The sequence below is a fragment of the Mycobacterium sp. GA-1199 genome, assembly GCF_001500045.1.
Classification (GTDB): Bacteria; Actinomycetota; Actinomycetes; order Mycobacteriales; family Mycobacteriaceae; genus Mycobacterium.
This window is the reverse complement of record NZ_LQIX01000023.1, coordinates 84,138-110,187: the sequence shown is the minus strand read 5'-3', so window position 1 is coordinate 110,187 and position 26,050 is coordinate 84,138. Positions and strand designations below refer to the sequence as shown.

Below are 26,050 nucleotides of genomic sequence, written 5' to 3'. Positions count from 1 at the left end.
GCCGCGAACAGGTCCCCCACTCGGCCATGATCATCGGATGCGGGCAGGGCCGGGTACAACGTCGCTGCGCCCGGCCGTGGTGATCGCCGCGCTCGGCATCGTGTTCGGCGATATCGGCACCAGCCCGATCTACACCATCCAGACGGTGTTCAACCCGCACGATCCGCATCCGGTACCCGTCGCGCACAGCCACGTCTACGGCGTCGTCTCGCTGATCTTCTGGTCGGTGATGATCATCGTGACGCTCACCTACGTGACGCTGGTGATGCGGGCCGACAACCACGGCGAGGGCGGAATCATGGCGCTGATCACGCTGTTGCGCCGGTGGACCGGCCGGCGCGGACGGCGGGTGACGGCGGCGCTGGCCGCTTTGGGTCTGTTCGGCGCCGCGCTGTTCTTCGGCGACAGCATGATCACGCCGGCGATCTCCGTGCTGTCCGCGGTCGAGGGCCTCAAGGTGATCGACCCGGAGTTGGCGGACTTCGTCGTACCGGTCACCGCGGTGATCATCGTCGCGTTGTTCTCGGTGCAACGTCGCGGCACCGCAACCATCGGGCGGTTCTTCGGCCCGGTGATGATCCTGTGGTTCGTCTCGATCGGGTTGTGCGGGGTGCGCGGCATCGCCGGGCATCCGGAGATCCTCAAGGCGTTGTCGCCGACCTACGCCCTGACGTTCATCACCGAACACTTCCACTTCGGGTTCTTCGCGCTGGCGGCGATCGTGCTGGCGGTGACGGGAGCCGAGGCGCTCTACGCCGATATGGGCCACTTCGGTAGGCGGGCAATCACTTTCGGGTGGCTCGGCCTTGTCCTGCCCGCCTGCACACTGAGCTACTTCGGTCAGGGCGCGCTGGTGCTGGGCGACGAGTCGACGGTGGCCGCCCCGTTCTTCCTGCTGGCACCGGAGTGGGCGCGTATTCCGTTGGTGCTGTTGGCCACCGCCGCGACGGTGATCGCCTCGCAAGCCGTCATCACCGGCGCGTTCTCGGTGACCTCGCAGGCCGCCCGCCTCGGTTACCTGCCGCGGCTGCGCATCGAGCACACCTCGGCGTCCACCATCGGGCAGATCTACGTGCCGTGGATCAACGGCGCCTTGCTGCTGGGAGTGCTGATCCTGGTTTTCGCCTTCCGTAGTTCGGCGTCGCTGGCCTACGCGTTCGGAATGGCGGTGACGGGCACCATCACGATCACGACGACGCTGTTCTTCTACTACGCGCGCACGCGGTGGCGGTGGCCGCTGTGGGCGGTGGTGCCCGGCGCGGGCGCGCTGCTGGTGGTCGACCTGATGTTCTTCGGCGCCAACCTCACCAAGCTGGTGCACGGCGCGTGGCTACCGCTGACCATCGCTGTCGCCGCGTTCACGGTGATGACCACCTGGCAGCGCGGCCGCGTGGTCATCACCGCCGCACGGGAACGCGCCGAAGGCCCGTTGCGCGAATTCGTCGCCGGCCTGCCGAACCGCGAACCGCCGCTGATTCGGATACCGGTCACCGCCGTGTTCCTGAACCGCAGCATGCACACCGCACCGCTGGCCATGCGGACCAATGTCGAACACAACCGCGTCCTCGCCGAGCACGTGCTGATCGTGTCCGTCGAGACCGAGACAGTGCCGCGGGTGCCCGACGCCGAGCGGGTGACGCACGACGACCTCGGTTACACCCGGGACGGGATCGTCCACGTCGTCGCGCGGTTCGGTTACATGGAACGGCCCAACGTGCCGCGGGCCCTGGCCCTGCTCGACCCCGCGGACACCGAGGGCCCGGTCGACCTGGCCACCGCGTCCTACTTCCTGTCCAAGCTCGAAATTTCTCCCGGCGACGCCCCGACCATGGCGCCGTGGCGCAAACGACTGTTCATCGCGACTTCGCACATCACCGCCGACGCCGCGGCGCACTTCGGCCTGCCGCTCGACCGCACCGTGATCGTCGGCTCCCGCATCCAGCTCTAAGAAGTTCAGGCCAGGCCGAGGGACGCCAGCAGATCGGCGGTACGCCACCAGATCAGGGCCGCGAAGACCACCAGAGCTGCCGCACTGGCCCCGGCCTGGACCATATTGCGCGAGCCACGCGGCGCGTACACGTACGCCGTTGCGATCGCGGCGCCCGTGACGAGGCCCCCGATGTGGCCCTGCCAGCTGATGTTCTGCGAGCTCACCAGCGGGATGATGAACGTGAAGGCCAGGTTGATCGCGATGATCGCGCCCACCCACCGCACGTCCATGTTCAACCGCTTGCCCACCACGAATATCGCTCCGAAGAGCCCGAACACCGCGCCCGACGCTCCCGCGGTCTGCGCGACCGGCGAGGACAGCAGATAGACGAGCACGGATCCGCCGAGCGCGCTCAGCAGGTACAGGGCTGAGAACCGCAACCGGCCCAGCGCCGCCTCCAGCGGCGGGCCGACCACGTAGAGGGCCCACATGTTGAGCAGGATGTGGGCGGCCCCGTAGTGCAGGAACGCCGACGTCAGCAGGCGGTACAGCTCCCCATCAGCGACGGGGAAGGATTGCAGCACGAGTTCGCGCTGCAGACCGGGCACCGCCATCTGCAGCGCGAACATGACCACGTTCGCGGCGATCAACACGTAGGTGACCATCGGCTTGTCCGATGGCACCCCGCCGAACTGGGTCCGCACCTGGCGCACCTGTTGGGCGCCGGCGTTCACGCATTCCACGCACTGATGCCCGACCGCCGCGTCACGCATGCATTCGGCGCAGATGTAGCGGTTGCACCGCGCGCAGCGGACATAGGTCACCCGGTCGGGGTGGCGGTAGCACGTCGGCGCCACCGGCGGGGTCGGCAGGGGTTGGAAGCCGGTCACAGCGTTCCGAACATTTCGATCCAGTTGCCGTCCGGGTCGGCGACGAACATCCAGCCCATCCCCGGCACCGGCGCGAACTCGGTCAACGGTTCGACGACGTCGTACCCGGAGGCGGCGAATTCCTCGGCGATGCCGCGCAGGTTCTTCACCCCCACCGTGAAGTACCGGATCCCCGCCTGTGCCCTGCCGCCTCCGGCCGCAACCGGTTGCGGCGGCGGTGTCTCGTAGGTGACGAGCTTGACCACGCTGCCGCCCAGCGCGTACCGCCGCTGCGAACCGCCGGGGAATTCGATCTCGCCTTGGGGCTCGAGTTCGAGAAATCCTTCGTAGAAGGCGACCATCTCGTCTCGGTTCGTGGTGACGAGTCCGACTTCGACACCGGGGCTCAGCAGGTCCAGCTTCACGAGGACCACCATATGTTCAAGGCTCCTGTTCGACGCCTCCGCCCATAGGCGTGGATAACAATTCGGTCACCATGCAGATCACGATCAATTAAATATCGGCAGCAAATTCTCAGAGTTCTCGAAATTTCTGGTTGCGCGCTTATCGAATTCGGCCGAAATTGCGGTACAGATCACGCCGCTGCGGTGTAACGCCTGCGTGTGGTTCGATTCCGCGTCCTGCTCCGGCGTTTGTCCGCATTTGCCATGGGTACCTTGGTTTTCGGGGACGGGGGAATCAGCGACAAACGCAGTGAAGGAAAGAAACGATATGAAGATTCGTGGTATCGCCGCGCGCCGGCAGATCGCCGGCGCCTGTGCCGCCAGCCTGCTCGGCGGCCTCGCCGCAGCAACCATCGCCGCGCCGTCGGCGATGGCCGCACCGGATTGCAGCGCAAGCGCCGTGTCCGGCACCGTCAGCAATGTGACGGGTGCGGCCCGTACGTACCTGGACAGCCATCCGGGTGCCAACCAGGCCGTGACCACCGCGTTCAGCCAGCCTCGCAACGAAGCGTCGGCCACGCTGCGCGGGTACTTCAACGCCAACCCGCAGGAGTACTACGACCTGCGTGGCATCCTCGCGCCGATCGGCGACGTGCAGCGCACCTGCAACATCTCGGCGCTGCCTCCGGAGTTGGCGTCGGCCTACGACGAGTTCATGGCCGGCTGAGTCCGGTCGACTCCATCGAACAGAGCCCGTCGCCGCAGCTCCCCGCTGCGGCGACGGGTTTTTGCTTTCCCAGGCCCGCTGTCCGTTTAGACTGGCTCGCATGACTTTGCCGCGACTGGCCGCCGTTGCCGCGACGGCGCTGCTCGCCCTCGGCGGGCTGGGTGTCGCGCAGGCCCAACCGGACGAGCCGCACCATCCAGATCCGGGGGCCCCGGGACCGTCGGCCGCCCCAGGCCCGTCCAGTACGCCGGGACCGCCCCCCGCCGGGCCGCTGACCTCCATCGACAAGGACGGCACCTACAGGGTCGGCACCGAAATTCTGCCGGGTACGTACTCGTCGGCGGGTCCCGTCGACGGCGGCGCCTGCTACTGGAAGCGGGACAACAACGACCAGGTCCCCGACAACGCACTCACCAAGAAGCCCCAGGTGGTGCGCATCGAGGCGACCGACACCGCGTTCACGACGCGAGATTGCCAGCCGTGGCAGCAGACGAACGCCGCACCACCGCCGCAGGCCTCCCCCACCGACCTGCTGGCCCAACTCGGGTCGTTCATCGGCAAGGGCGTCCTGAGCGGCGGCCCCCGCTAGCCTGGCGGTGTGGTCGAGCTCCACCCCGACATCGCCGTGCTGCACCCACTGCTGGGCGTCTGGTCCGGCCGCGGCGCGGGCGAATATCCGACGATCGAACCGTTCGGTTACACCGAGCAGATCGCGTTCGACCACGTCGGCAAACCGTTCCTGACATACCGCCAGAAGACCACCGCCGACGATGGCCGGCCTTTGCATGCCGAGACGGGCTTTCTGCGGGTGCCGTCGCCCGGCCGCGCCGAATGGGTGTTGGCCCATCCGAACGGGATCACCGAGATCGAGGAGGGCACCCTCGTAGTCGAGCGCGCGTGCATCGAGCTCGAACTGACCGCGACCTCGATCGGTCTCACTTCCACCGCGAAAAACGTTGCCGCGCTCGGTCGTTCGATTCGGGTCGATGGCGACGAACTGGTCTACTCGTTGCGGATGGCGGCGATGGGCCTGCCCCTGCAACATCATCTCGGCGCGACGCTGCACAGGACGGCCGAATGACGGCAGCCGACGGCAGGATACGAGTGCCCGACGATCTCGCCGACGTGACCGCGGTCGGCGAGGAAGACCACTCCGACGTCGACCCCATGGCGATCGAGCGCATCTGGCAGGCCGCTCGCCACTGGTATGCGGCCGGGATGCACCCCGCGATCCAGATATGCCTGCGCCACAATGGCAAGGTCGTGCTGAACCGCGCGATCGGGCACGGATGGGGCAACGGTCCCGCCGATCCCCCCGATGCGGAGAAGATCCCCGTCACCACCGAAACGCCGTTCTGCGCGTATTCGGCGGCCAAGGCGATCACGACGACGGTCGTGCACATGCTCGTCGAGAGGGGCGTCTTCTCTCTCGACGACCGCGTCTGCGAATATCTGCCCAGCTACACCAGCCACGGCAAGCACCGCACCACGATCCGGCACGTGATGACCCACAGTGCGGGCATCCCGATCCACACCGGCCCCCGACCGGACCTGCGCCGCATGGATGACAGCGAATACACCCGGGAGAAACTCGGCGAACTCAAACCGCTGTATCGGCCGGGGCTCGTGCACGTCTACCACGGACTGACCTGGGGACCGTTGGTCCGCGAGATCGTCGGCGCGGCGGCCGGACGCAACATCCGCGACATCCTGGCCACCGAGATCCTCGAACCACTGGGTTTTCGGTGGACGAATTACGGCGTTGCGGCACACGATGTTCCGTTGGTCGCACCGAGCCATGCCACCGGCAAGGAGCTGCCCCAGCCCGCCGCCACGGTGTTCCGGTTGGCGGTCGGCGGCTCGCTGTACAAGATCATCCCGTTCTCGAACAGCCCCCAGTACCTCACCAGCGTGCTGCCGTCGTCGAACACGGTATCCACGGCCTTCGAGCTGTCGCGGTTCGCCGAAATGCTGCGCCGGGGCGGCGAACTCGACGGGGTGCGCATCGTTGCACCCGAGACGCTGCGCAACGCGACCGCGGAGGCCCGGCGGCTGCGACCCGACGTCGCGGTCGGGCTGGCCCCGCTGCGCTGGGGCACCGGCTTCATGCTCGGGTCGAAACGGTTCGGGCCGTTCGGTCGCGGTGCCCCCGCCGCATTCGGGCACACGGGTCTGACCAACATCGCCGTGTGGGCGGATCCGCAGCGTCGGCTCGCCGCGGGGGTGATCAGCAGCGGCAAGCCCGGCCCGCACCGCGAGGCCAACCGCTACGGTGCCCTGCTGGACACGATCACGTCCGAACTACGGCGAAACTGAGTTCGACGGGTCCGGCCGCACGCCGTGGTAGAAACCGCGCCACACGATCCACGGCATCAGCACGCGATCGATCGACCACCCGGGGAAGCGGAACGCCTGACCCTTCGGCGTGAACACCTCGAGGCCGTCGGCCTGCGGGCCGAGCACCGAACCCCACCGCCGGCTCGCGGGCCGATAGGCGCGCAGCGGTTTGCCTGCGAAGTGGGCGCGGATGTTGTGGGCGAGTAGCCCGTCGGCGCGGTTGCGGGCCGAGCTTCGCAGCGGGTCGGTCGCCGCGACGTCGCCGACCGCGAATACCCCGGGGGCCCCGGGCGCGCGGAGTTCGGGGGTGACGCGCACGAAACCCTGCTCGTCGAGCAACTCGGGCGGCAGCCACTGGGTATTGGGCGAGACCCGGCCGATGGCCCACAGCACCGCGTCGGCCGTCGACGCCGGCTGCCCGGTGCTCCACTGCACGGGTGCATCGGTGATCTCATCGCACCCGAACCCGTCCGGGAGCACCGCGCGGTGGCCCGCATGCAGGCCGACGCCGAGTTCCGCCAGTTGACGGCTGATCCGCTGCCAAACCCGCGGGTGGTGGTGCACGAGCGCGCGCTCGGAAGGGAAGTAGAGGTCGACGCGCTTGTCGGGCCACGCCTTGGCCAGGTTGGCCGCGCTGCTGACGGCGGCCGCGCCCCCGCCGATGACGATCACCGACCGCGCGGACGCCAGCCGCTGGTGCGCCGCATCGAGTTCGGTGGTGATCTCGTCGGCCGTCTGCAGATGCGGCCGCCGCCAGAAGCCGTTGCTGACGCCCGTCGAAATCACCAGCGCGTCATAGGGTTCGGCGACCGCGCCGCCGTCGGCGGTCTCGACGAGCACTTTCTGCGCCGACGGCTCGAGCCCGGTCAGTGTGCCATGCACGGTGCGAACGTGGTCGAGTCCGCGGAACCGGTGGAACGGAATCCAGTTGTAGCGAGCCCAGTCCTGCGGCCTGCTGATGCGCATGCCGAGTTCCTGCCCGCTGAGCAGCCCCGGTTTGGCGGAGACACCGACGACGTCGGCGTGCCGCGCAAGCTTGATCGCGGTCAGCACACCGCTGTCGCCGAGGCCCGCAACGACCACCCGCGGGCGGGTCACCGCCCGCCGATCCTGCCGAGTCGCATTCGGTCACCTTAGTCACCGGGCAGGCTGCCGACCTCCAGACCCGCGATCTCGGACTCGCCGTCGAAGATCACCCGACCGAAATCCTTGACCACGCAGCGCAACCTGCCGGCGAGGTGTTCGAAGTCGGTGTCGACGTTGCGCCGCTCGGCTGGCAGTGGCACCGGAAGCACGTGCGGATCGAGATGCGTTCCGTCGCCGTGCAATTCGACCTGGTAACGAAGCGATGTCGCCCGCAGGGTCCAGGTGCCGTTGCCGATGTCAGAGCGTACCCAGGCCGTCGGCGGGGTCAACCGCAGCACCTTGTTTCCGAGCCGGACCACGACGCCTGCCACGTCCTGTTTGAGCGGTCCGAGTGCAAGCAGGCCGCCGGAGAAGGCCACCGAGACGTCGGCGTCGCCGAAGTCGTGTGCCTGCCCCCACCACCACCGTTGCGGGAACCCCGCACCCCAGTTGCGTTCGGTGTAGAGCTTGGCGCGGTCGAACTCCCATCGCTCACCGTCGAATTCGACGGTGCCGCTGGCGGATCCGCCGAGCCGGTACGGATGCCAGTACTGGTTGAGGAAGGGGACGACTGAGGCGAGCCCGCCGCCGGCCAGCGCCTTGGGCCAGCGGACCGGGTCGTCGAACCGCATGTCCACGCGCACGCCGGGAAGCTCGGCGCGCAGCCGGTCGTAGGTCGCGTGAAACCGTCCGTCGTCCGCGTCGAGCCGAAACGGCTCCGCCCCGGCACGGGCGCCGTCCAGCGCCGCGCTGTACACCCGCTCGCCCGGGTGCAAAGCCACCGCGGTGGTTGCCCAGTCGCCGTCGGGATGCTTGTTGACGCTGAACAACGCCACCACGACGCGTCCCGACGCGGCGTCGGTCATGCGCCAGAACCAGCCCTCCATCTCGGTGCCGTGCGAGGTCAGCGGGTCGCTGAAGGGCAGATCGGCGCCGGTGCGCCGATAAGCGCCGGCGATGGGCCCGGCGACGAGCCTCGTCGTGTCCCTGGTGGTGTCGAGAGCGGTCATGATCGCTACGTTGACGGTTCGGCCCCGGCGCAAACCCTCAGCTCGGCGGGTCGAGCCGAACCCGGTACATGGACGGCCAGAACTTGCCGGTCAGCAGGTATTCGTCGCCGTCGACGTGCGCGATGCCGTTGAGCACCTTCTCGGAGTCCTCGCCCTGACCGGGCCACAACCCGGCGGCGTCGACGACGGCGTTGACCCGCCCCGTCGCCGGGTCGATCCGCACGATCTGGTCGGAGTGCCAGACGTTGGCCCACACCTGGCCGTCGACGCACTCCAACTCGTTGAGATCGCGCTGCGGCTCGTCGTCGCGGGTGACGGCCACCGAGCCGGTCTCGGCGAATGTCGCCGGATCGTGGAATCGCAGCCGGTCGGTGCCGTCGCTGCGGATCAGCCGGTCGCCGTCGTGGCACAGGCCCCAACCCTCCCCGTCGACGGGGGCCTCCCGCACCGGGGTCAGGGTGGCCCTGTCCCATTCGACGGCCACCCCGTCGCGCCACGTCAGCTCCCAGATGCGGTCGCCGACGACCGTGATGCCCTCGCCGTAGTAGTTGTTCGGGGCGGGTGCGGCGCGCCGCACCGCGCCGGTAGCCGGGTCGAGCTCGCGCAGCTGCGACCTTCCCGCGATGCCCGTGCCTTCGTACAGGGTACCCCCGTCGAGCTCGAGTCCCTGTGTCCACGCCGTGACGTCATGTGGAATCTCCTCGAACACAACAGGTTTGATGACCGGCGCGGGTCCAGACGGAGTGGGTGTGTCGCTCTGGGCGGTCGGTGACGGGCCACCACACGACACCGCCGCGACTGCGAGCAGAACGGCGGCCGCGCGCCGGACCAGCGAGGCATACATAGGGCTAATGCCTACCGGATCGGCGGGCGTCGTGTGCGGCTATAGGGCTCAGCGGGTCAGCGCCGCGTCGATCGCGCGGTGGATGCGCTGTTCGCTGACCGGGCGCGGAGTGCCCAGCTGCTGCGCCCACAGGCTGACGCGCAGCTCCTCGATCTGCCGACCGATGTCGCGGATGTCGGCACCGGCGGTGCGCGCGGGCGACAACGCGCAGACCAGCTCGTCGTACGCGTCTTCCACGGCATGCACGCGGTCCATCCGCTCGCGGTCGGCGGCGGGCCCGTGCGGCAGCCGCTCCAGGCGCTTGCTTATGGCCAGGAGATAGCGGTTCAGATCGGCCAGGTGTGCGGCTCCGGTGGCGGCGACGAAGCCGCGTGGCAACAACCGGTCCAGTTGTGCGCGGATGTCGGTGAGCGCATCAGCCTGCGCGGCGGACGGCGCCGTCGGTAGGTCCACCTCGACGTCGTGCGCCGCCGCGAGCACCTTCTCCACGCGGGTGACGATTCCGTTGGTCGTCGGCACCAGGTCGGCGGCGACGCGGTTGCGCAGCGCGGTGAACTCCTCGCGTGTCCACGCCGGGGCGGGCGCGAGCAGATCGGTCGCGGCGTCGGCGCAGTCCTCGAGCAGCGCCTGCAGGGATCCGTCGGGGTTGGCGCCGAGCACGAGCTTGGTGCGCGGCTGCAATTGCCGCTCAACGGCTTTCACAGGTGAGGGCACCGCGAGGCGCAGCAACCTGCGGGTGCCGGGCCCCATCGACGCCTGTTGTTCGGCGGCGGTCGGGAACACATGCAGGTCGACGAAGTCTCCCGTATCGACCAGCGCCGGATATCCACGCACGGTGTGGCCGCCGAGGGTGCGCTCGACGCTCCGCGGTACCTCGTCGAGATCCTCGGGCCACGTCCGCAATCCGGTGCGGTCCAGGCCGCCTGCCACCGCGTCGGCGACCGCGCGCCGCACCGGCGCGGCGAGTTCGTGCTGCAACGCGTCGAGGTCCTTACCGCGCGCCAGCTCGGTGCCGTCGGCGCTTTCGACGGCGAAGGTGACGCGCAGATGCGATGGCAGCTTGTCGAGGTCGAACGCGTCGATCGGCACCAGCACACCGGTGCGGCGGTGCAATTCGCGCTGCACGGCCTTGAGCAGCGGTTCCGCGCCAGGCGTGATCGCCGCGAGCACGGCACGCGCGGCGTCCGGCGCGGGAACGAAGTTCCGCCGCAACGCTTTCGGCAGCGACCGGATCAGTGCGGTGATCAGCTCCTCGCGCAGAGCCGGGACCTGCCAGGCGAATTCGTCGCCACCGAGCCGGGTCAGCACCTCCAGGGGTACGTGCACCGTCACACCGTCGTCCTCGGCGCCCGGCTCGAAGCGGTAGCTCAGCGGCAGCGCCAGATCACCGGCCCGCCACGCGTCCGGCTGGCCGTCGGCCGCGTCCTCGGTACGCAGCAGATCGTCGCGGGTGAATGTGAGCAACTCGGGCGTGATGTGGCGCTGCTTCTTCCACCACGCGTCGAAATGCCTCGCGGACACCACATCCGACGGGATGCGGGCGTTGTAGAACGCGAAGATCTCCTCATCGCCGACCAGCAGGTCGCGTCGGCGGGCCCTCTCCTCCAGTTCCTCGAGCTCCTCGCGCAGACGGGCGTTGTCGCGGAAGAAGTGGTGCCGCGTCTGCCAGTCGCCCTCGACCAATGCTTGCCGGATGAACAACTCGCGCGCCAGGTCCGGTTCGACCTGTGAATAGCCGACCCGTCGACGAGGGACCAGCGGCAGCCCATACAGGGTCACCCGCTCGTAGCCCATCACCGCACCGCGCTGCGCGTCCCAGTGCGGTTCGCTGTAGGTGCGCTGCACGAGATCGCCCGCGATGCGCTCGACCACTTCGGGTTGGATGCGGGCCCCGATGCGGCCGAACAGCCTGCTGGTTTCGACGAGGTCGGCGACGACGATCCATCGCGGCGGGCGTTTCGTCAGCGCCGAACCGGGCGCCAGGACGAACTTGGTGTTGCGCGCGCCCTGATATTCGCGGCCGTCGCCGTCGCGCAGCCCGATGTGCGACAGCAGCCCGGCCAGCAGCGCCGCGTGCACGCTCGCCGGGTCGGCGGGTTCATCGGACTCCCTGATTCCGAGGTCGCGCGCGATGCTGCGCAACTGCCCGGTGAGATCCTGCCACTCCCGGATCCGCAGATAGTGCAGGAACTCGTCACGGCACATCCGGCGGAAAGCGTTGCCCGACAGCTCTTTGCGCTGCTCACCGAGGTATCGCCAGAGGTTGAGGTAGGACACGAAATCCGAGTGCTCGTCGGCGAACCTGGCGTGCTTCTGGCGCGCGGCGTCCTCGCGGTCGGCGGGGCGCTCCCGAGGGTCAGGGATCGACAGCGCCGCGGCCAGCACCAGGATCTCCCGCACGCAACCCTCGGTGTCGGCCTGCAGGATCATGCGGCCCAGGCGCGGATCGACGGGAAGCTGCGCGAGCCTGCGACCCACATCGGTGATCGCGCCGCTGGCATCGAATGCGCCGAGTTCCTGCAACAGCTGCACACCGTCGCGGATGCTGCGCCGGTCCGGCGGGTCCAGGAACGGGAAGGTCTCGATCTCGCCCAACCCGAGCGCCGCCATCTGCAGAATCACCGACGCCAGGTTGGTCCGCAGGATGTCCGGCTCGGTGTAGCGCGGTCGCGCCGCGAAATCCTCCTGCGAGTACAACCGAATGCACACCCCCGGTGCGGTGCGCCCGGACCGCCCGGCCCGCTGCGCCGCCGATGCTTGGGAGATCGGCTCGATCGGCAGCCGCTGCACCTTGGTTCGGCGGCTGTAGCGCGAGATGCGGGCGGTGCCCGGGTCGACGACGTAGCGGATGCCGGGCACCGTGAGCGACGTCTCGGCGACGTTGGTCGCGAGCACGATGCGGCGCCCGGTGTGGCGCGGTGCGAACACACGCTGCTGGTCGGCCGTCGGCAACCGCGCGTACAGCGGGAGCACTTCGGTATTCCTCGAGCCGCGCAGGGCTTCTGCGGTGTCACGGATCTCGCGCTCGCCGGACAGGAACACCAACACGTCACCCGGCGGCTCGTGCTCCAACTCGGCGATGGCGTCGACGATCGCCTCGGTCTGGTCGCGCGTCTGCGTACGCACCACGTCGTGGTCGGGATCGTCGGGGTCATCGGTCTCGTCGATAGGAACTGTGAGTTCCAAAGGGCGATATCGTATTTCGACGGGATACGTGCGGCCCGACACCTCGACGATCGGTGCACCTGCGAAGTGCTCAGCGAAGCGCTCCGGTTCGATCGTCGCGGAGGTGACGATGACCTTGAGATCGGGTCGGCGGGGCAGCAACTCGCGCAGATAGCCCAGCAGGAAGTCGATGTTGAGGCTGCGCTCGTGGGCCTCGTCGAGGATCAGCGTGTCGTAGCGCAACAGCCGGCGGTCCCGCTGGATATCGGCGAGCAGGATGCCGTCGGTCATCAGCTTGACCAGGGTGCGGTCGCCGGCCTGGTCGGTGAAGCGCACCGTGTAGCCGATCGTGTCGCCGAGCGGGCTGCCCACCTCGTCGGCGATGCGCTGGGCGACGGTGCGGGCGGCCAGGCGTCGCGGTTGGGTGTGCCCGATCGTGCCGCGTATGCCGCGGCCGATGTCGAGACAGATCTTGGGCAGCTGGGTCGTCTTCCCCGAACCGGTCTCCCCCGCGACGATCACCACCTGGTGCTCTTTTATCGCCTTGGCGATCTCGTCGCGGCGCTCACTGACCGGCAAGTCGGGATAGGTGATCGTCGGCACCGCGGCGAGGCGGGTCGCGACGAGTCCCTCGGCCGCAGCGATCTGTTCGGCGAGTTTGCCGACCTTCTCCGGGCTCGCGTCGCGGAGTTGGCGCAGTCGTCTGCCGAACCGGGCCGCATCGCGGATCGTCAGCCCGTCGAGGCGCTTGCGGAGCTGCGCGACAGAGGGGCCCGACACTCCGGCCAGGATAGGCGTCCGGTCAGGAGGTCGGCAGGTCGGCTTCGCGGTCGGGGACCTAACCGTCAGGGCTTGTCGGGCGCCCAGTAGTCGAGCATCTCGGCGAATGTTTCGAACGCCGGAACCGACACGCCGTAGGTGGCCTCGAGGTGGATGCTGAGCGGGAAACCAAGGTCGCCGACTCCGTCGATGACCCGCTTGTACAGGTCGACCATCAGCTTGCGCTTCTCCCCCGGCTCGGTGGCGGCGAGCTTCTTGACGAATTCCTGCTCGGCGGCGACGGCCGGGTTGCCCGGGTCTTGGATCAGCCAGTTGATCAGGCCGACCTTGCTCTCCAGCTTCGGCACGAACCCGAAGGACAGCAGGATCTCCGGGCGGTGGTCGGTCTCCTCGGCGAAGTCGCGCAAGAACCCGACGATCGCGTCGGAATACAGCAGCTGGGTCATCCCGTAGGTGGCGCCCTGATCGCACTTGAACCGGAAGCGGCCCTGCTCACCGTCGCGGGTGGGGATGAGGATCGCGCCGCGGTTGGGCACCAGGTCGGAGTAGATCGACAGCGCATCGGTCGGGGCGACCCCGGTGCCCTCGCCGTCACTCATCGTGCGCGGCACCCCGACGAACGCGATGCCGTCGAACCCGGCGCCGGACAGGTCGGTCAGCCGCCGACGCAACGTCGGTTCGTCCATGAACGCGGTGACCTGGGTGCACAGCCCGTTCATCCCGGACAGCTCGGGGGTGATGATCGCCCAGAAGTCGAGCACATCCATCTTGGGCTTCATCTCGATGGGACGGTCGTCGTCCTCCTCGATCATGCCGGGGATCATCACGTGGCGGATGCGGCCGTCGAGACCCGTTTCGGCGGAGCATCGCAGCACCTTCTGCGCGTCTTCCAACGCCTGCTCGTGCCCACGCTCGACGTTCGGCGGCACGAGTTCGAGCGCGATGGTGTTCAGCGTCACCGAGCTGCTCCTCATCCGACGGTTACTTCCCGCGCGCGGCAGGTCCTCTCTGACCACTATCCGCGCTCGCCAGGAAGCCTCACCATACAGACAGCGCCGTCCAGACCCATTTCGGCTCCGGCGCTCGAAGGCTCGCAGCCGTTTCCCAGCGTTTGATCACCTGGCTACCGGCCGGCATCGGTATCAACGGAGCCATGACACCCGGACGACAATGCCTGGACACCGCAGAAGGTGTTCTCATCGCGCTTCGCCATTGCACGGTCGACGAGGCGTTCCGCGAGATCGTCCGCGCGGCGCAACAGCATCGGGTGCCGCTGTTCACGCTCGCCGACGCGCTCGTCACGGCCGCGGGCGGTAAAGCGGAATGCCTGAATGCGGCGGCGCGGGCCGCGGTGCTTGCCGAGTGGGGTGTGCTGTTGGGAACGCCGGAGCGTTTCGCCGTCGGCTGACGGGCGGGTGCCGCTCGTACTGTGGAAAGGGTGAGCATCGCACCGACCGCCGTCACCTTCGCCGACCGCTACGCCAGCGACCTACCCGAGCTGGCGGTCCGCTGGCAGGCCGAATCGGCGCCCGACCCGCGGCTGCTCGTCCTCAACGAACCCCTGGCGGCCGAACTCGGCATCGACGCCGAGTGGCTGCGCAGCGCCGACGGCCTGCGGCTGCTGGTCGGCACGCAGATTCCCGACGGTGCGAACCCGGTCGCGCAGGCCTATGCCGGTCACCAGTTCGGCGGATATGTCCCCCGGTTGGGCGACGGCCGCGCGCTCCTGCTCGGCGAACTCACGACGACTTTCGGAGAGCTTCGTGACCTGCATCTGAAGGGGTCCGGCGCGACGCCATTCGCCCGCGGCGGCGACGGGTTGGCCGCCGTCGGCCCGATGCTGCGCGAATACATCGTCAGCGAGGCGATGCACGCGCTGGGGATCCCGACCACCCGCTCGCTGGCCGTGGTCGCGACCGGCCGCCAGGTGCAGCGCGAGACGCCGCTACCCGGTGCGGTGCTGTCCCGGGTGGCCCGCAGCCATCTGCGCGTCGGCACCTTCCAGTACGCCGCCAACACTGGTGACGTGGACGTGCTGCGGCGCCTGGCCGACCACGCGATCGAGCGGCACAACCCGCAGGCCGCCGAGGCGGGCAACCGGTACGTCGCGTTGTTCGAGTCGGTGATCGCGGTGCAGGCGGCGCTGGTCGCCAAGTGGATGCTGGTCGGCTTCGTCCACGGCGTGATGAACACCGACAACATGACGATCTCCGGAGAGACCATCGACTACGGGCCCTGCGCGTTCATGGAGGCCTACGACCCCGAGACGGTGTTCAGCTCGATCGACTCGTGGGGCCGATACGCCTACGGCAACCAGCCGGCGATCGCGGTGTGGAACCTGGCCCGGCTGGCCGAGGCGCTGCTGCCATTGTTCGCCGACGACCAACAGCAGGCGATCGCCATCGCCGAGGGCAGCCTGGGTGGTTTCGCGCCCAAGTTCCAGGACGCGTTGTCTGCGGGCATGTGCGCGAAACTCGGGCTGACGGACACCCCGGAGGAGATCGCGGTGCCGTTGATGAACGACCTGATCACACAGTTGCATCAGAGCCACGTCGACTTCACGTCGTTCTTCCGCCACCTCGGGCATGCGGCCCGCGGCGACGACGAGCCCGCGCGTGGCCTGTTCCTCGACCTGGCCGCGTTCGACGAGTGGCTGTCACGGTGGCACGCGTTGCGGCCCGACGCGGCGGTGATGGATCGTGCCAACCCGATCTACATCCCTCGCAACCATCTGGTCGAGGAGGCGCTGACCGCCGCGACCGCAGGGGATCTCGACCCGCTGTACCAGTTGCTGGACGCCGTGACCGCGCCGTACGACGAGCGTCCCGGTCTGCAGCGGTACGCCGAGCCCGCACCCGAGGATTTCGGGAAGTACCGAACCTTCTGTGGGACCTGAGGCACGCACTTAGACTGCCCTCATGACTTTGCGACGGTCACTGATCGCGGGGCTCTTCGCGGCCGCACTGGCCGTACCGGTGTCCCCCGTCGTCGCCGCGGCCCAGCCGGGCAACTGTTGCTGCCCGCCGGGGCAGACGGGCGTCATCTATGGTTGCGCATCGTTCTGCGTCGACGGAAAGGCCTTGGACACCAGCACGGGGTTGTGCGTGCCGGTCCCGCCGCCGTATCCGCATCCGCCGGTGGCCTGAGGCGCGTCGGCCGGTCTGCCGAAGGTTAGGCCGACGCGGTGTCGGCAATTCAAGATCTATGCCCGACGAAACCCTGCGCCGTGACCTGCTGCAAGAACTGCTCCATGCGTACGGCCCCTGCGGTCAGGAAGATGACGTGCGCGAGGTGTGCCGCCGCGAGTTGGAGCCGCACGTCGACGAGATGTGGGTCGACGAGGCAGGCAATCTGATCGGCCTGCTCCGCGGTGAGGACCGCGAGGCCCAGCCGGCTCGGGTGATGGCCCACCTGGACGAGCTGTCGATGCTCGTCAAGCGGATCGAGTCCGACGGCACCCTGCACATGACACCGCTGGGCACGATGTATCCGGGCAACTTCGGCCTCGGGCCGGTCGCGTTGCTCGGTGACCAGCGGACGGTGTGCGGCGTGCTCACCCTCGGCTCCGAGCACACCACCAAAGAGAGTCAGCAGATCTGGGAGACGAAACCGGACCAGGGTGATCAGGCGCTCGACTGGCTTCACGTCTACGTCTTCACCGGCCACACCCCCGAGGAGCTGGCCGAGGCGGGCATCAGAGCGGGTACGCGCGCATGCGTCCACCGAAGCAAGCGCACGCTCATCGACGTCGGCCCCGACTATCTCGGGTGCTACTTCATGGACGATCGCGCCGCGGTGACCGCGCTGCTCGATGTCGCCGGCCGGCTGGCTCCGAGCGACGCGCGCCCGGCACGCGACACCTATCTGGTGTTCACGACCGCCGAGGAGGTCGGCGGTGTCGGGGGCTCCTACGCCAGCCGCACGCTGCCCGGTGACCTGACGCTGGCGTTGGAGGTGGGTCCGACCGAAGCGGAGTACGGGACCTCCTGCAGCGGCGGCCCGATCGTGGCATACAGCGACGCCGAGACCATCTACGACAAGTCGGTGGCCGATGCGCTCCTCGAGGCCGCTACCGACCTCGGCTTGTCACCTCAGCCCGCGGTGCTCGGCGCATTCGAATCCGACGCTTCACACGCGAAGGCCAGCGGGCTCACGCCGAGGGCCGGTCTGCTGTGCCTGCCCACACTCAGCACGCACGGCTACGAAGTCATTGCGCAGCAGGCGATTCCGGACATGGCCGCCGTGCTCGCCGAATTCCTGCGACGCGGCGTGTGAGCGGTCCGGTGTGTCAGCCGTCGAGTTCGCCGGCGATACCGCGCTCGATCGCGACGCGGGCGCGCTCGGGCAGCACGACCAGGCCCTCCAGTTCGCGGCGGGCGAGCTCGTAGCCGCGTTCGCGTTCCTGCGGAGTGGCCGCGGTGTCGGTCGCGACGCGCAACATGCTCTGGGCGCGGGCGATGCGCTGCTGATCCTGTGTGGAGAAATCGCTGCGCCGACGACGGACCGCCTCGCTCTCGGCGGCCTCGAATGCGGTGACGTATTCGGTGACGGCGTCGACGTACTCGCGCGCCGCTTCGACGTCGTCGACGAGATCCTCGGCCGTGCCCGGACGCAACAAATCGGCCCGCAACTTGGTCCGATGGAACCGCTCGGTCAGCGGATCGCGCATGTCGGTCATCAGCGGATAGTCGAGCAGCTTTGCGACGTCGAGCTCGTACTCGAGCCAACGGGTGTCGGTGCGGTCGTGCGCCTTCACCGCACGAGCGACCGCCTGCCACTGCATCGCCGTTCCGCTCGCAGGCTGCGGTGCCGTGTCGGCGAGTTGCTCGCGGCCGGCGTCCTGCCGGGCGCGCGCCGCCGTCAACGCCCGCCACCCCCCGTAGAGCACGCCGGCGAGCGGAACCAGCACGATCAGCAACTCGAGCAGGCGGATGATCAGGCCCATACCAATCCCATGAAGCCAGGATGCCACCGTTGCGCCGACCATGAACGCGGGCGGTCGCGACAACAGCCGGTCGGGAGACCGTTGGGCTAGTGCCCACCTCGCAGCGAAATATTCGTTGTCAGCGAATCATTCGCTGAGAGGTGGGCAGTCGCGCATCAGCAATGCCTCGAGGGTTCAGCCCGGGCCGTACGCTCGCGCGATGTCGGGCGAATCCAGCCAGCCCGAATACGTCGGCCGCTGCGGCCAACCCTCCGGCGAATCCTGCCACTCCTCCTGGCGGCCCCACGGCAGGAGGTCGATGAGCGCGAACGAGTGGCTGAGTTGTTCTGTGCCGCGACCGTTGGTGTGCCAGGTCCGGTAGACCGCATCGCCGTCTCTCAGAAACACGTTGACCGCGAAGCCTTCACCGGGCGCGGCGTCGACGTCGGCCCCGAACGAACTCTCCGACGACGAGTACCAGTCCATCCGGTTACCGACCTTGGTGCGGTAGGCCAGCGCCTCTTCGATCGGGCCGTTGGTTACGACGACGAAGCGGGCGTCGTAGTTGTCGAGGAATTCCAGCCGGGTGAACTGCGAGGTGAACCCGGTGCAGCCGCCGCACTGCCACTGCGCGCCGTCGGTCCACATGTGGTTGTAGACGATCAGCTGGGAGCGCCCCTCGAACACGTCGGCGAGCCGGACCGGCCCGTGCTCCCCGATCAACGTGTAATCGGGCATGCGGACCATGGGCAGCCGTCTGCGCTGGGCGGCTATGGCGTCCAGTTCGCGTGTCGCCGCCTTCTCGCGGCGGCGCAGGTCGTCGAGGGCGGCGCGCCAGGTCGCCTGATCGACGACGGGCGGTAAGGCGGCCGGTTGGGTCGGGACGGACATCCGATGTTCCTCCTGCGGTGGTGGTGGCACTCGCAGGTTATGACCGACTCAGCGGCCGAAAGTCATCGTCAGCTTTTCTTGGATCCGCCGGATTTCTTGCCGCCCTTCTTCGACGCATCGGGCGTGTTCGCGATGGCCGCCGCACGCGACTTGCTCATGCCCTTTTTGCGCAGGCCCTCGTACTGTTTGTCGTTCTTGACGCTGGAACCGTGATCCTTCGCCATCGTGGCCTCCTCGCTGGTGGTTGCACGTGCGTACCGAATACCCGCGAGCGTGCATGTCTGCACACGACGCGCCGCGAAATTTCGACGGTTGGCGCACGCTCACACCTCCGCCAGCGTGCGTAAATCACCGCATGACGTGCGGATACTGCTTGGCCGGGTGAACGTCGAACATGTCGCGGTATGACGGTGGCTGACGATCGCCGTCGTCTTTGATGCCGTACTTGACCGCCAACTCCGCCCCGATGAGCGTTTGGCCGCTCACCTCCGATAGATCCGGATCGCGATACAGCGCCCAGATGACATGCCCGGTCAGCTCGGGTGTTTCGGCGGTATCGGTGATGTGCCCGAACTTTTCGGGGTTGCTCGCGATGATCCCGCGGACCCGCTCGGTCAACAGCGAACCCATCCATATGGACACCGCGGCAATCCCGAATTCCCGGAAGTCGAAAGCCATGTCAGCGGCCATCTTGTCGGTACCGGCCTTCGGCACTCCGTACGCCGGCCCGAACGCGTAATGCACGGCGCCCGACGACGATGTGAACGCGACCAGGCCGCTGCGCTGGGGAAGCATCAGCGGCGCGGCATAGACGGTTGCGACATAGCTGCTGCGCAGCCCGACGTCGAGGGTGTCGATGACGTTCAGCGGTTCTTCCCAGAACTTCGTGCGGCCCATCATCTCGTCGCGGATCAGCGCCGCGTTGTTCACCAGGATGTCGACACGCCCCTGCTCGCGGGCGATCCGATCGAACAGCGCCTTGACCTGATCGTCGTCGCCGTGGTCGACGCGCACGGCGATACCCTTGCCGCCCGCGTCGGTGACCGCCTGCGCGGTCTCGTCGATCGTGCCCGACAACCGCGAACCCTCTGTGTTGCCGCCGTTCTGGGTTCGCCCCGTGACGTAGACGGTGCACCCGTGGCTCCCCAGTGCGCGTGCGATACCCGCGCCTGCACCGCGGCTGGCCCCTGTCACCACCGCGACGGTCTCGCTCACCTGATCACTCTCCTCGAACGCCGGATCGACTTCGAGGCTGTACTGTACGCTCGTACAGCGGATCAGTTCGACCCGGGCTCGGAAGGACCAGAATGACCACGTACGACTACATCGTCGCCGGGGCCGGATCGGCCGGATGTGTTCTCGCCAACCGATTGTCAGCCGATCCCCGAGTCTCGGTGCTACTCGTCGAGGCCGGCGGTCCGGACCGCCATCCGTTGCTTCGGATTCCCAAGGGTTCCGGGATGCTGTTCGAGAACGAGAAGTACATGTGGCACTACACCACCACCCCCTTCGGCCCGGACCGCCATAGTGAACAGTGGATGCGCGGCAGGGTGCTCGGCGGCTCCAGTTCGATCAACGGGATGATCTACAACCGGGGCAACCGCGCCGATTACGATCACCTCGAACGGCTCGGCAACAAGGGCTGGGGTTGGGACGACATGTTGCCGATCTTCAAAGCCCTCGAGCACAACGAGTTCGGCGCCTCCCCCACCCGCGGCACCGGTGGCCCACTGCACATTTCGGTGCCCAAGGACCCCGATCCGTTGTGCGAAGAGATGATCACGGCGACCACCCGTGCAGGTTTCGGCAGGGTCCAAGACATCAACGAGTCCGACGCCGAGCGGGTCGGGTACGCCACCTCCACCATCCGCGACGGGCGGCGGGTGAGTGCGGCCCGCGCATTCCTGAAACCGGCTCTGCGGCGGTCGAATCTGACCGTCGCAACCAACACCGTCGCCCGTCGCATCCTGATCGAGAACGGCAGGGCGGTCGGATTGGTGATCCACGGTCCGCGCGGCGCCGCCGAGGTCCGGGCCCGCCGAGAAGTCATCCTTTCGCTCGGCAGCCTCAACAGCCCACGACTGCTTCAGCTGTCCGGGATCGGCCCGCGGGAGGTCTTGAAGGCCGCAGGCGTGCCCGTCGTCCTCGAGCGGGACAACGTCGGCCGCCGGATGCGCGAACACCGCTGTGCGGCATTGCGGTTCAGGCTGAAGGAGGACCTCGGGTACAACAAGTTGCTCTCGAGCAACGTCGGCCAGGCCATCTCCGGCATGAAATACCTGGCGAGCCGGAAGGGCCCGCTGGCCGCACCGTCGTTCGACATCGTGGCGTTTGCCAAGTCACATGAGGACGCCGACCGCGTCGACGGCCAGATCATGATGGGCCCATGGACGCTTCCGCCCTACAACACCAGCGGCGAACCGGTGAGCATCGAACGTGAGCCCGGCATCTCCTGCCTCGGCATGGTGCTGCGCCCGACGTCACAAGGAAGCGTGGAGATCACCTCGAACCGGCCCGACACTGCGCTGCGGATCGACCCCAATTACCTGTCCAGCCCCGGGGACCGGGACACGACGGTGCGTCTGCTGCGCCGGATGCGCACCATCTTCGAACAGTCGCCGATCGCCGAGCGGATCAGCCACGAGACGTACCCCGGTCCCCAGGTGTGCAGCGACGATGAACTCGTCGATGCCGCCCTCGAGGGTGGATACTGCGGTTACCACGCCATCGGTACGTGCGCGATGGGCCCCGGCGACGACGACGTGGTCGACAGCGAGTTGCGCGTCCGCGGAGTCGACGATTTGCGGGTCGTCGACTGCTCCGTGTTGCCGACCATGGTGGCGGGCAACCTCAACGGGCCGATCATGGCGATGGCCTGGCGGGCCGCCGACCGGATCATCGACGGCTGACGACCGCCGGCATGGTGTCCCACCCGCGCACGGTGGACGACCTTGAGCGGCGGGCACTTTCAAGGTCGATGTCCCATTCGGGCCAACGCTTGAGCACCTCCTCCAACGCGATCCGGCCCTCCAACCGGGCCAACGGTGCGCCGACGCAGAAGTGCGCCCCACGGCCGAAGGTCAAATGCCCGCCGGGCTTGCGGTGGATGTCGAAGCGGTCGGGGTCGGCGAAGTGGCGCTCGTCGCGATTGGCCGACGCCAGCATCATCAACAGCGCGCTGCCCGCAGGCACGGTTCGTCCCTGGAACTGCACGTCCTCGGTGGCGACGTAGCGCGCGACGTGCGGACCCGGCGGCTCGTAGCGCAACAGTTCTTCGATGGCGCCCGGCACCAGGGACAGGTCGGCGGCCAGCTCCTTGCGCTGATCCGGATGTTCGGCGAGCACCTTGCCCATCCAGCCGAACAGCCGGCCGGTCGTCTCGACACCCGCACCGGCCACGACGGCCAGAAAAACGACGATCTCCTCTTTGGTGAGCCCGCGGACGGCGCCCGTCTCATCGGTGAACTCCACGTTGAGCAGTTCGGTGATCAGGTCGTCGGACGGGTTGTCCTCGCGCCACGCAACGTAATCGGCGAACATGTCTCCGTCGAAGTAGTGGTCCTTGTCCACCGGCAACGGCTTGCCCGGCTCGTTGCGCAGCGTCTCGTGGGCGTGGGCCCGGACCGCCGGCTGTTCGGCGTCGGGGATACCGACCAGCATGCCGATGGTCTTCATGGGCAGTTCGGCGCCGAGGTCAACCACGAAGTCGAAACGGTCGCCATCGATCAACGGGTCCAGACACGCGACGCAGAAGGCCCGGACCTTCTCCTCGACCGCCCTGATCCGCTTGGGTGTGAAGGCCCGGGACACGATCGCGCGGTGGATGGTGTGCAGCGGCGGGTCCTCGTTGATGAACACTCCCGGCGGCATCACCGGGTCGACCATGACGACCTCGAGAATGTCGCCCTTGGCCGAGCTGAGCCGCGCGGTGTCCCGCAACGCGGCGTCTACGTCGTCGTAGCGGCTGACGGCCCAGAAGCCGTGACGCTCATTGTGATACAGCGGAGCCTCGTCGCGCAGCCTGCGGTACGTCGGATAGGGGTCGAGATCGATTGCGACGTCCCAGGGGTCGTAGTAAAGGTCGCTCACACCGTTTCTCCTCGGAAAGTTTGTACGAGCATATAGCATCGGCTGTACGGTCGTATAGGGACGAAGAAGGAGCGAGTCGATGGCCAAGCGCATGATCTTCACCCTGCTCGTGATGAACTCGGTCGGTCACAACTTCCACGGCGGCTGGCGGCATCCGCGCGCCCGCAACCGGGATTTCAAGACCTTCGACCTGTGGACGGACCTGGCGCGCAAGGCCGAGGCCGCCAAGATCGACGCGTTCTTCTTCACCGACACGCTCGGTGTGCAGGGCGAGTACAACGGGTCGGGCGACGTGGTCTTCGAACAGGCCATGAACGTGCCGATCGGCGACTGCACGATGCTGATCCCCGCGCTCGCACGCGAGACCGAGCACATCGGGTTCCTCTACACGAGTTCGGTGATCCAGCAGCACCCTTTCGTTTTCGCCAGACAGGTTTCCACGCTCGACCATCTCAGCGGCGGCCGGGTCGGCTGGAACATCGTCACCTCGGCCAATGAGCGCGCTTTCGCCAATCTCGGTGTGCCCGGCGGGATGTCACACGACGACCGTTACGAGTGGGCGAAGGAGTACGTCGACGTCGCCTACAAACTGTGGGAAGGGTCCTGGGACGTCGGCGCGGTGGTCGACGACCCGGCACGCGGTGTCTACACCGATCCGGCGAAGGTGCACGAGATCAATCACGTCGGACAGCGCTACAGCGTTCGCGGTTACAACCTGATGGAGCCGTCGCCGCAACGGGTCCCACTGCTGGCACAAGCCGGCGGCTCGCCTGCGGGCCTCGAATTCGCAGCCCATCACGCCGAACTGATGTTCCTGTCGGCGTTCACCCCCGAGACCATCGCCCAGCAGGTCGCCACCGTGCGGGGATTGGCACGCCAGCACGGGCGCTCCGAAGCGGACATCTTGTTCCTGCAGGGGCTGATGTTCGTCGTCGGTTCCACCGACGAGGAGGCCAACCGCAAATGGATGGAGCTGGAACAGTGGCGCAGCGCCGAGGCGCAGACCGCGTACTTCGCCAGCCTGAGCGGCATGGACCTGGGTCAGTACGACCCGGCGACACCGCTGGTCGATCTCATCGACGAGATGCCGGGGATCCGCGGAGCGTTTCTCTCGTTGATCAACGCGTGGCCCGACGGCGGAACGCCGACCATCAACGACTTCCTGTCGACGATGTCGTTGCCGCAGATGGTGGTCGGATCGCCGGAGACCATCGCGACCCGGTTGCTCGAGTTCCAGGCCGCCGGGTCGGACGGCGTGCAGATCATGAACATGCTGATGCCGGAGAGCTACGACGAGTTCTTCGACCACGTCGTACCGGTGCTCCAGGACAAGGGCCTGATGCAGGCCGAGTACCGGCCCGGCACTCTGCGGGAGAAGATCTTCGACGCAGACGACCCCCACATCAGCCCACGACATCCGGCGTTCGGATATCGAGGCATGTTCAGCTGAGGGCCGCGGCGCGACGGGTGCGAGAATGTTCGTCAGCCAATCTGAGAGGTGACGATGGCAGCAGCGCCCCGCCGCGTCGGCGCGGAGACGTCCAAGACGCGTGACACCCTGCTCGACTCCGTCGAGAAGATGATGCTCGAAGAGGGATATGCCAGCGTGAGCTACCGCGCGCTGGCGGCCCGAGCGGGCGTCACCGCGAGCCTGGTGCAGTACTACTTCCCCTCGCTCGACGACATTTTCCTCGCCGCGATCCGCCGCTACTCCGAGCGCAACCTCGCGGTGCTGAGCAAGGCGCTCGAGACGCGGTCCGAGGACCCGTTGCACGCTCTGTGGGAGTACAGCTGGGACGAGGCGACCGGCGCACTGATCACCGAGTTCATGGCCCTGGGCAACCATCGGAAGTCCATCGCCTCGGAGATCGCCGAGGTAACCAACCGGGTCCGCAAGATCCAGATCGACGCGCTGGCACAGCGGTACGGCGCTCGCACCCGGTTGGATGGCGACCTGTCGCTGGGCGCCGCCGTCCTGCTGATCACCGGAATCCCCAAGTTCCTCAACCTCGAAGAGGGTGTCGGCGTCGACGCCGCCCACACCGAGGTCGTCAAGGCGGTCGAGAAATACCTCGACGCGATCGAACCGCGGCCCGCGCGTCGCAAGCCGCGGAAGGACTCGACCGCTCGCCGCTGACCTTGCTATACGACTGCATAGGTTGTACGTTCGTACAGCAGGCAGTGCTATGGCGAGGGGATGGACGACGTGAACCGCGTGGCAGTGGTCACCGGCGGCGGCTCGGGGCTGGGCCGCTCGATAGCCGAACATCTCGCCCGGGCAGGGCATTCCGTCGCGGTGCTGGATGTCAACGGTGACTCCGCATTCCAGGTCGCCGACGATCTGCAGGCTGCGGGAGCCCACGCGGTCGGTATCTGTGCCGACGTATCCGATCAGGCAGCCGTGCATCGAGCGTTCGAGACGGCACGGAAGTCGTTGGGCCCGACCGAAATTCTCGTGACCAGTGCCGCGTTGGCCGGGTTCACCAAGTTCGAGGAGATCACCCTCGACGAGTGGAACCGCTACCTCGCGGTCAATCTGACGGGCACCTTCCTGTGCATACAGGCCGCGCTGCCCGACATGGTCGCATCGCAGTGGGGGCGGATCGTGACGATCTCGTCGGCCGCGGGTCAGAACGGCGCCGTCCGTCAGGGTCACTACTCGGCGACCAAGGGTGGGGTCATCGCGATGACCAAGACGGTCGCCGCGGAGTATGCGGCGAGGGGAATCACCGCCAACACCGTCCCGCCGTTCGTCATCGACACCCCGATGTTGCGCGAACAACAGCGCGCCAAGAAGCTGCCGCCGGCCGAGATGCTGGTGCGCGCGATACCGGCCGGACGACTCGGCGCTCCCGACGATGTGGCGGCCACCTGTGCGTTCTTGTGCTCGGAGGGTGCGGGTTACGTCACCGGTCAGGTCATCGGAGTAAACGGAGGAGCGGTGCTGTGAGTACA

25 protein-coding genes are annotated in these 26,050 nt (G+C 67.7%); 13 read left to right on the top strand and 12 right to left on the bottom strand.

Annotated elements, in window-relative coordinates; genetic code table 11:
- Positions 1-37: 37 nt before the first annotated feature.
- Positions 38-1,948, top strand: a complete 1,911-nt coding sequence (locus tag AU198_RS15800; protein ID WP_064349103.1) for a potassium transporter Kup — start codon at positions 38-40, stop codon at positions 1,946-1,948.
- Positions 1,949-1,953: 5 nt separating this feature from the next.
- On the opposite strand, the gene AU198_RS15795 is transcribed toward AU198_RS15800, so the two are convergent.
- Both AU198_RS15795 and AU198_RS15790 read right to left on the bottom strand, forming a co-directional pair.
- On the bottom strand, positions 1,954-2,820 hold the full coding sequence (locus AU198_RS15795; protein ID WP_502689296.1) for a rhomboid family intramembrane serine protease: 867 nt from the start codon (positions 2,818-2,820) through the stop codon (positions 1,954-1,956).
- The gene (locus AU198_RS15790; protein WP_064349101.1) at positions 2,817-3,236 is read right to left on the bottom strand and encodes a VOC family protein; all 420 of its coding nucleotides are present in this window, start codon (positions 3,234-3,236) and stop codon (positions 2,817-2,819) included. Before AU198_RS15790 ends, AU198_RS15795 begins: the two co-directional genes overlap by 4 nt.
- Before the next feature lie 295 nt (positions 3,237-3,531).
- Between AU198_RS15790 and AU198_RS15785 the strand changes: the two genes are divergently transcribed.
- The 4 genes from AU198_RS15785 to lipE all read left to right on the top strand — a co-directional run bounded on the left by AU198_RS15785 (position 3,532) and on the right by lipE (position 6,246).
- Positions 3,532-3,930, top strand: a complete 399-nt coding sequence (locus AU198_RS15785) for a heme-binding protein (protein ID WP_064349099.1) — start codon at positions 3,532-3,534, stop codon at positions 3,928-3,930.
- A gap of 100 nt (positions 3,931-4,030) precedes the next feature.
- Entirely contained in the window at positions 4,031-4,519 is a 489-nt protein-coding gene (locus AU198_RS15780) for an Rv1352/Rv1906c domain-containing protein (RefSeq protein WP_197416125.1), read from the top strand.
- Positions 4,520-4,528: 9 nt separating this feature from the next.
- Positions 4,529-5,011, top strand: a complete 483-nt coding sequence (locus tag AU198_RS15775) for a peroxynitrite isomerase (RefSeq protein ID WP_064349097.1) — start codon at positions 4,529-4,531, stop codon at positions 5,009-5,011.
- Positions 5,008-6,246 (top strand): lipase LipE, encoded by a 1,239-nt coding sequence (gene lipE, locus AU198_RS15770; RefSeq protein WP_064349096.1) that lies wholly within the window; start codon positions 5,008-5,010, stop codon positions 6,244-6,246. Before AU198_RS15775 ends, lipE begins: the two co-directional genes overlap by 4 nt.
- On the opposite strand, the gene AU198_RS15765 is transcribed toward lipE, so the two are convergent.
- The 5 genes from AU198_RS15765 to AU198_RS15745 all read right to left on the bottom strand — a co-directional run bounded on the left by AU198_RS15765 (position 6,232) and on the right by AU198_RS15745 (position 14,150).
- A complete protein-coding gene (locus tag AU198_RS15765; protein ID WP_064349095.1) occupies positions 6,232-7,365 on the bottom strand; it encodes an FAD-dependent oxidoreductase in 1,134 nt (377 codons plus the stop codon). The two genes, lipE and AU198_RS15765, sit on opposite strands and share 15 nt — an antisense overlap.
- Positions 7,366-7,400: 35 nt before the next feature.
- Positions 7,401-8,402: a tocopherol cyclase family protein gene (locus AU198_RS15760; protein WP_064349093.1), complete on the bottom strand. Its 1,002-nt coding sequence runs from the start codon at positions 8,400-8,402 to the stop codon at positions 7,401-7,403.
- Between the two features lie 37 nt (positions 8,403-8,439).
- A complete protein-coding gene (locus AU198_RS15755) occupies positions 8,440-9,246 on the bottom strand; it encodes a glutaminyl-peptide cyclotransferase (RefSeq protein ID WP_064349092.1) in 807 nt (268 codons plus the stop codon).
- Between the two features lie 48 nt (positions 9,247-9,294).
- A complete protein-coding gene (gene hrpA / locus AU198_RS15750) occupies positions 9,295-13,191 on the bottom strand; it encodes an ATP-dependent RNA helicase HrpA (RefSeq protein WP_064349090.1) in 3,897 nt (1,298 codons plus the stop codon).
- 65 nt (positions 13,192-13,256) lie between these two features.
- Entirely contained in the window at positions 13,257-14,150 is an 894-nt protein-coding gene (locus AU198_RS15745) for a mycobacterial-type methylenetetrahydrofolate reductase (RefSeq protein WP_064349088.1), read from the bottom strand.
- 194 nt (positions 14,151-14,344) lie between these two features.
- Between AU198_RS15745 and AU198_RS15740 the strand changes: the two genes are divergently transcribed.
- From AU198_RS15740 to AU198_RS15730, 4 genes are read left to right on the top strand one after another with little or no spacing between them, the layout of a single operon-like run.
- Positions 14,345-14,599 carry an ANTAR domain-containing protein gene (locus AU198_RS15740; protein ID WP_064349451.1) on the top strand — a complete coding sequence of 85 codons (255 nt, stop codon included), beginning with the start codon at positions 14,345-14,347 and terminating at the stop codon, positions 14,597-14,599.
- A gap of 30 nt (positions 14,600-14,629) precedes the next feature.
- Positions 14,630-16,087: a protein adenylyltransferase SelO gene (locus AU198_RS15735; RefSeq protein WP_064349086.1), complete on the top strand. Its 1,458-nt coding sequence runs from the start codon at positions 14,630-14,632 to the stop codon at positions 16,085-16,087.
- 22 nt (positions 16,088-16,109) lie between these two features.
- Positions 16,110-16,337 (top strand): hypothetical protein, encoded by a 228-nt coding sequence (locus tag AU198_RS25825; protein ID WP_082691050.1) that lies wholly within the window; start codon positions 16,110-16,112, stop codon positions 16,335-16,337.
- A 58-nt stretch (positions 16,338-16,395) separates the two neighbouring features.
- Positions 16,396-17,466 (top strand): M42 family metallopeptidase, encoded by a 1,071-nt coding sequence (locus tag AU198_RS15730; RefSeq protein WP_064349085.1) that lies wholly within the window; start codon positions 16,396-16,398, stop codon positions 17,464-17,466.
- Positions 17,467-17,479: 13 nt separating this feature from the next.
- Here the strand turns inward: AU198_RS15730 and AU198_RS15725 are convergent, their stop codons facing one another.
- The 4 genes from AU198_RS15725 to AU198_RS15710 all read right to left on the bottom strand — a co-directional run bounded on the left by AU198_RS15725 (position 17,480) and on the right by AU198_RS15710 (position 20,221).
- On the bottom strand, positions 17,480-18,136 hold the full coding sequence (locus AU198_RS15725) for a hypothetical protein (RefSeq protein WP_064349084.1): 657 nt from the start codon (positions 18,134-18,136) through the stop codon (positions 17,480-17,482).
- Positions 18,137-18,310: 174 nt separating this feature from the next.
- A complete protein-coding gene (locus AU198_RS15720; RefSeq protein ID WP_064349082.1) occupies positions 18,311-19,006 on the bottom strand; it encodes a DUF899 domain-containing protein in 696 nt (231 codons plus the stop codon).
- A gap of 68 nt (positions 19,007-19,074) precedes the next feature.
- Entirely contained in the window at positions 19,075-19,230 is a 156-nt protein-coding gene (locus AU198_RS26445) for a DUF7218 family protein (RefSeq protein ID WP_165595640.1), read from the bottom strand.
- A 124-nt stretch (positions 19,231-19,354) separates the two neighbouring features.
- Positions 19,355-20,221 (bottom strand): SDR family NAD(P)-dependent oxidoreductase, encoded by an 867-nt coding sequence (locus tag AU198_RS15710; RefSeq protein ID WP_064349079.1) that lies wholly within the window; start codon positions 20,219-20,221, stop codon positions 19,355-19,357.
- Between the two features lie 92 nt (positions 20,222-20,313).
- Here AU198_RS15710 and AU198_RS15705 point away from each other — a divergent pair, with 92 nt between their 5' ends.
- Positions 20,314-21,915, top strand: coding sequence for a GMC family oxidoreductase (locus AU198_RS15705; RefSeq protein WP_064349078.1), 1,602 nt, complete (start codon positions 20,314-20,316; stop codon positions 21,913-21,915).
- Here the strand turns inward: AU198_RS15705 and AU198_RS15700 are convergent.
- Positions 21,902-23,095 (bottom strand): cytochrome P450, encoded by a 1,194-nt coding sequence (locus AU198_RS15700; protein ID WP_064349076.1) that lies wholly within the window; start codon positions 23,093-23,095, stop codon positions 21,902-21,904. The two genes, AU198_RS15705 and AU198_RS15700, sit on opposite strands and share 14 nt — an antisense overlap.
- A gap of 79 nt (positions 23,096-23,174) precedes the next feature.
- Between AU198_RS15700 and AU198_RS15695 the strand changes: the two genes are divergently transcribed.
- Genes AU198_RS15695 through AU198_RS15685 form a run of 3 tightly spaced genes read left to right on the top strand, consistent with a single transcriptional unit; the run spans position 23,175 to position 26,045 of the window.
- Positions 23,175-24,545 (top strand): LLM class flavin-dependent oxidoreductase, encoded by a 1,371-nt coding sequence (locus AU198_RS15695; RefSeq protein ID WP_064349075.1) that lies wholly within the window; start codon positions 23,175-23,177, stop codon positions 24,543-24,545.
- 54 nt (positions 24,546-24,599) lie between these two features.
- A complete protein-coding gene (locus tag AU198_RS15690; protein WP_064349074.1) occupies positions 24,600-25,232 on the top strand; it encodes a TetR/AcrR family transcriptional regulator in 633 nt (210 codons plus the stop codon).
- A 60-nt stretch (positions 25,233-25,292) separates the two neighbouring features.
- Positions 25,293-26,045, top strand: a complete 753-nt coding sequence (locus AU198_RS15685; protein ID WP_502689295.1) for an SDR family NAD(P)-dependent oxidoreductase — start codon at positions 25,293-25,295, stop codon at positions 26,043-26,045.
- The last annotated feature ends 5 nt before the right edge of the window (positions 26,046-26,050 follow it).

Bases quoted from the DNA above. Each gene is read 5' to 3' on its own strand.
- AU198_RS15800 (WP_064349103.1), top strand. From the start codon at position 38: ATGCGGGCAGGGCCGGGTACAACGTCGCTGCGCCCGGCCGTGGTGATC.
- AU198_RS15790 (WP_064349101.1), bottom strand. From the start codon at position 3,236: ATGGTGGTCCTCGTGAAGCTGGACCTGCTGAGCCCCGGTGTCGAAGTC.
- AU198_RS15785 (WP_064349099.1), top strand. From the start codon at position 3,532: ATGAAGATTCGTGGTATCGCCGCGCGCCGGCAGATCGCCGGCGCCTGT.
- AU198_RS15780 (WP_197416125.1), top strand. From the start codon at position 4,031: ATGACTTTGCCGCGACTGGCCGCCGTTGCCGCGACGGCGCTGCTCGCC.
- lipE (WP_064349096.1), top strand. From the start codon at position 5,008: ATGACGGCAGCCGACGGCAGGATACGAGTGCCCGACGATCTCGCCGAC.
- AU198_RS15760 (WP_064349093.1), bottom strand. From the start codon at position 8,402: ATGACCGCTCTCGACACCACCAGGGACACGACGAGGCTCGTCGCCGGG.
- AU198_RS15755 (WP_064349092.1), bottom strand. From the start codon at position 9,246: ATGTATGCCTCGCTGGTCCGGCGCGCGGCCGCCGTTCTGCTCGCAGTC.
- AU198_RS15740 (WP_064349451.1), top strand. From the start codon at position 14,345: ATGACACCCGGACGACAATGCCTGGACACCGCAGAAGGTGTTCTCATC.
- AU198_RS25825 (WP_082691050.1), top strand. From the start codon at position 16,110: ATGACTTTGCGACGGTCACTGATCGCGGGGCTCTTCGCGGCCGCACTG.
- AU198_RS15730 (WP_064349085.1), top strand. From the start codon at position 16,396: ATGCCCGACGAAACCCTGCGCCGTGACCTGCTGCAAGAACTGCTCCAT.
- AU198_RS15725 (WP_064349084.1), bottom strand. From the start codon at position 18,136: ATGGGCCTGATCATCCGCCTGCTCGAGTTGCTGATCGTGCTGGTTCCG.
- AU198_RS15720 (WP_064349082.1), bottom strand. From the start codon at position 19,006: ATGTCCGTCCCGACCCAACCGGCCGCCTTACCGCCCGTCGTCGATCAG.
- AU198_RS26445 (WP_165595640.1), bottom strand. From the start codon at position 19,230: ATGGCGAAGGATCACGGTTCCAGCGTCAAGAACGACAAACAGTACGAG.
- AU198_RS15705 (WP_064349078.1), top strand. From the start codon at position 20,314: ATGACCACGTACGACTACATCGTCGCCGGGGCCGGATCGGCCGGATGT.
- AU198_RS15695 (WP_064349075.1), top strand. From the start codon at position 23,175: ATGGCCAAGCGCATGATCTTCACCCTGCTCGTGATGAACTCGGTCGGT.
- AU198_RS15690 (WP_064349074.1), top strand. From the start codon at position 24,600: ATGGCAGCAGCGCCCCGCCGCGTCGGCGCGGAGACGTCCAAGACGCGT.
- AU198_RS15685 (WP_502689295.1), top strand. From the start codon at position 25,293: ATGGACGACGTGAACCGCGTGGCAGTGGTCACCGGCGGCGGCTCGGGG.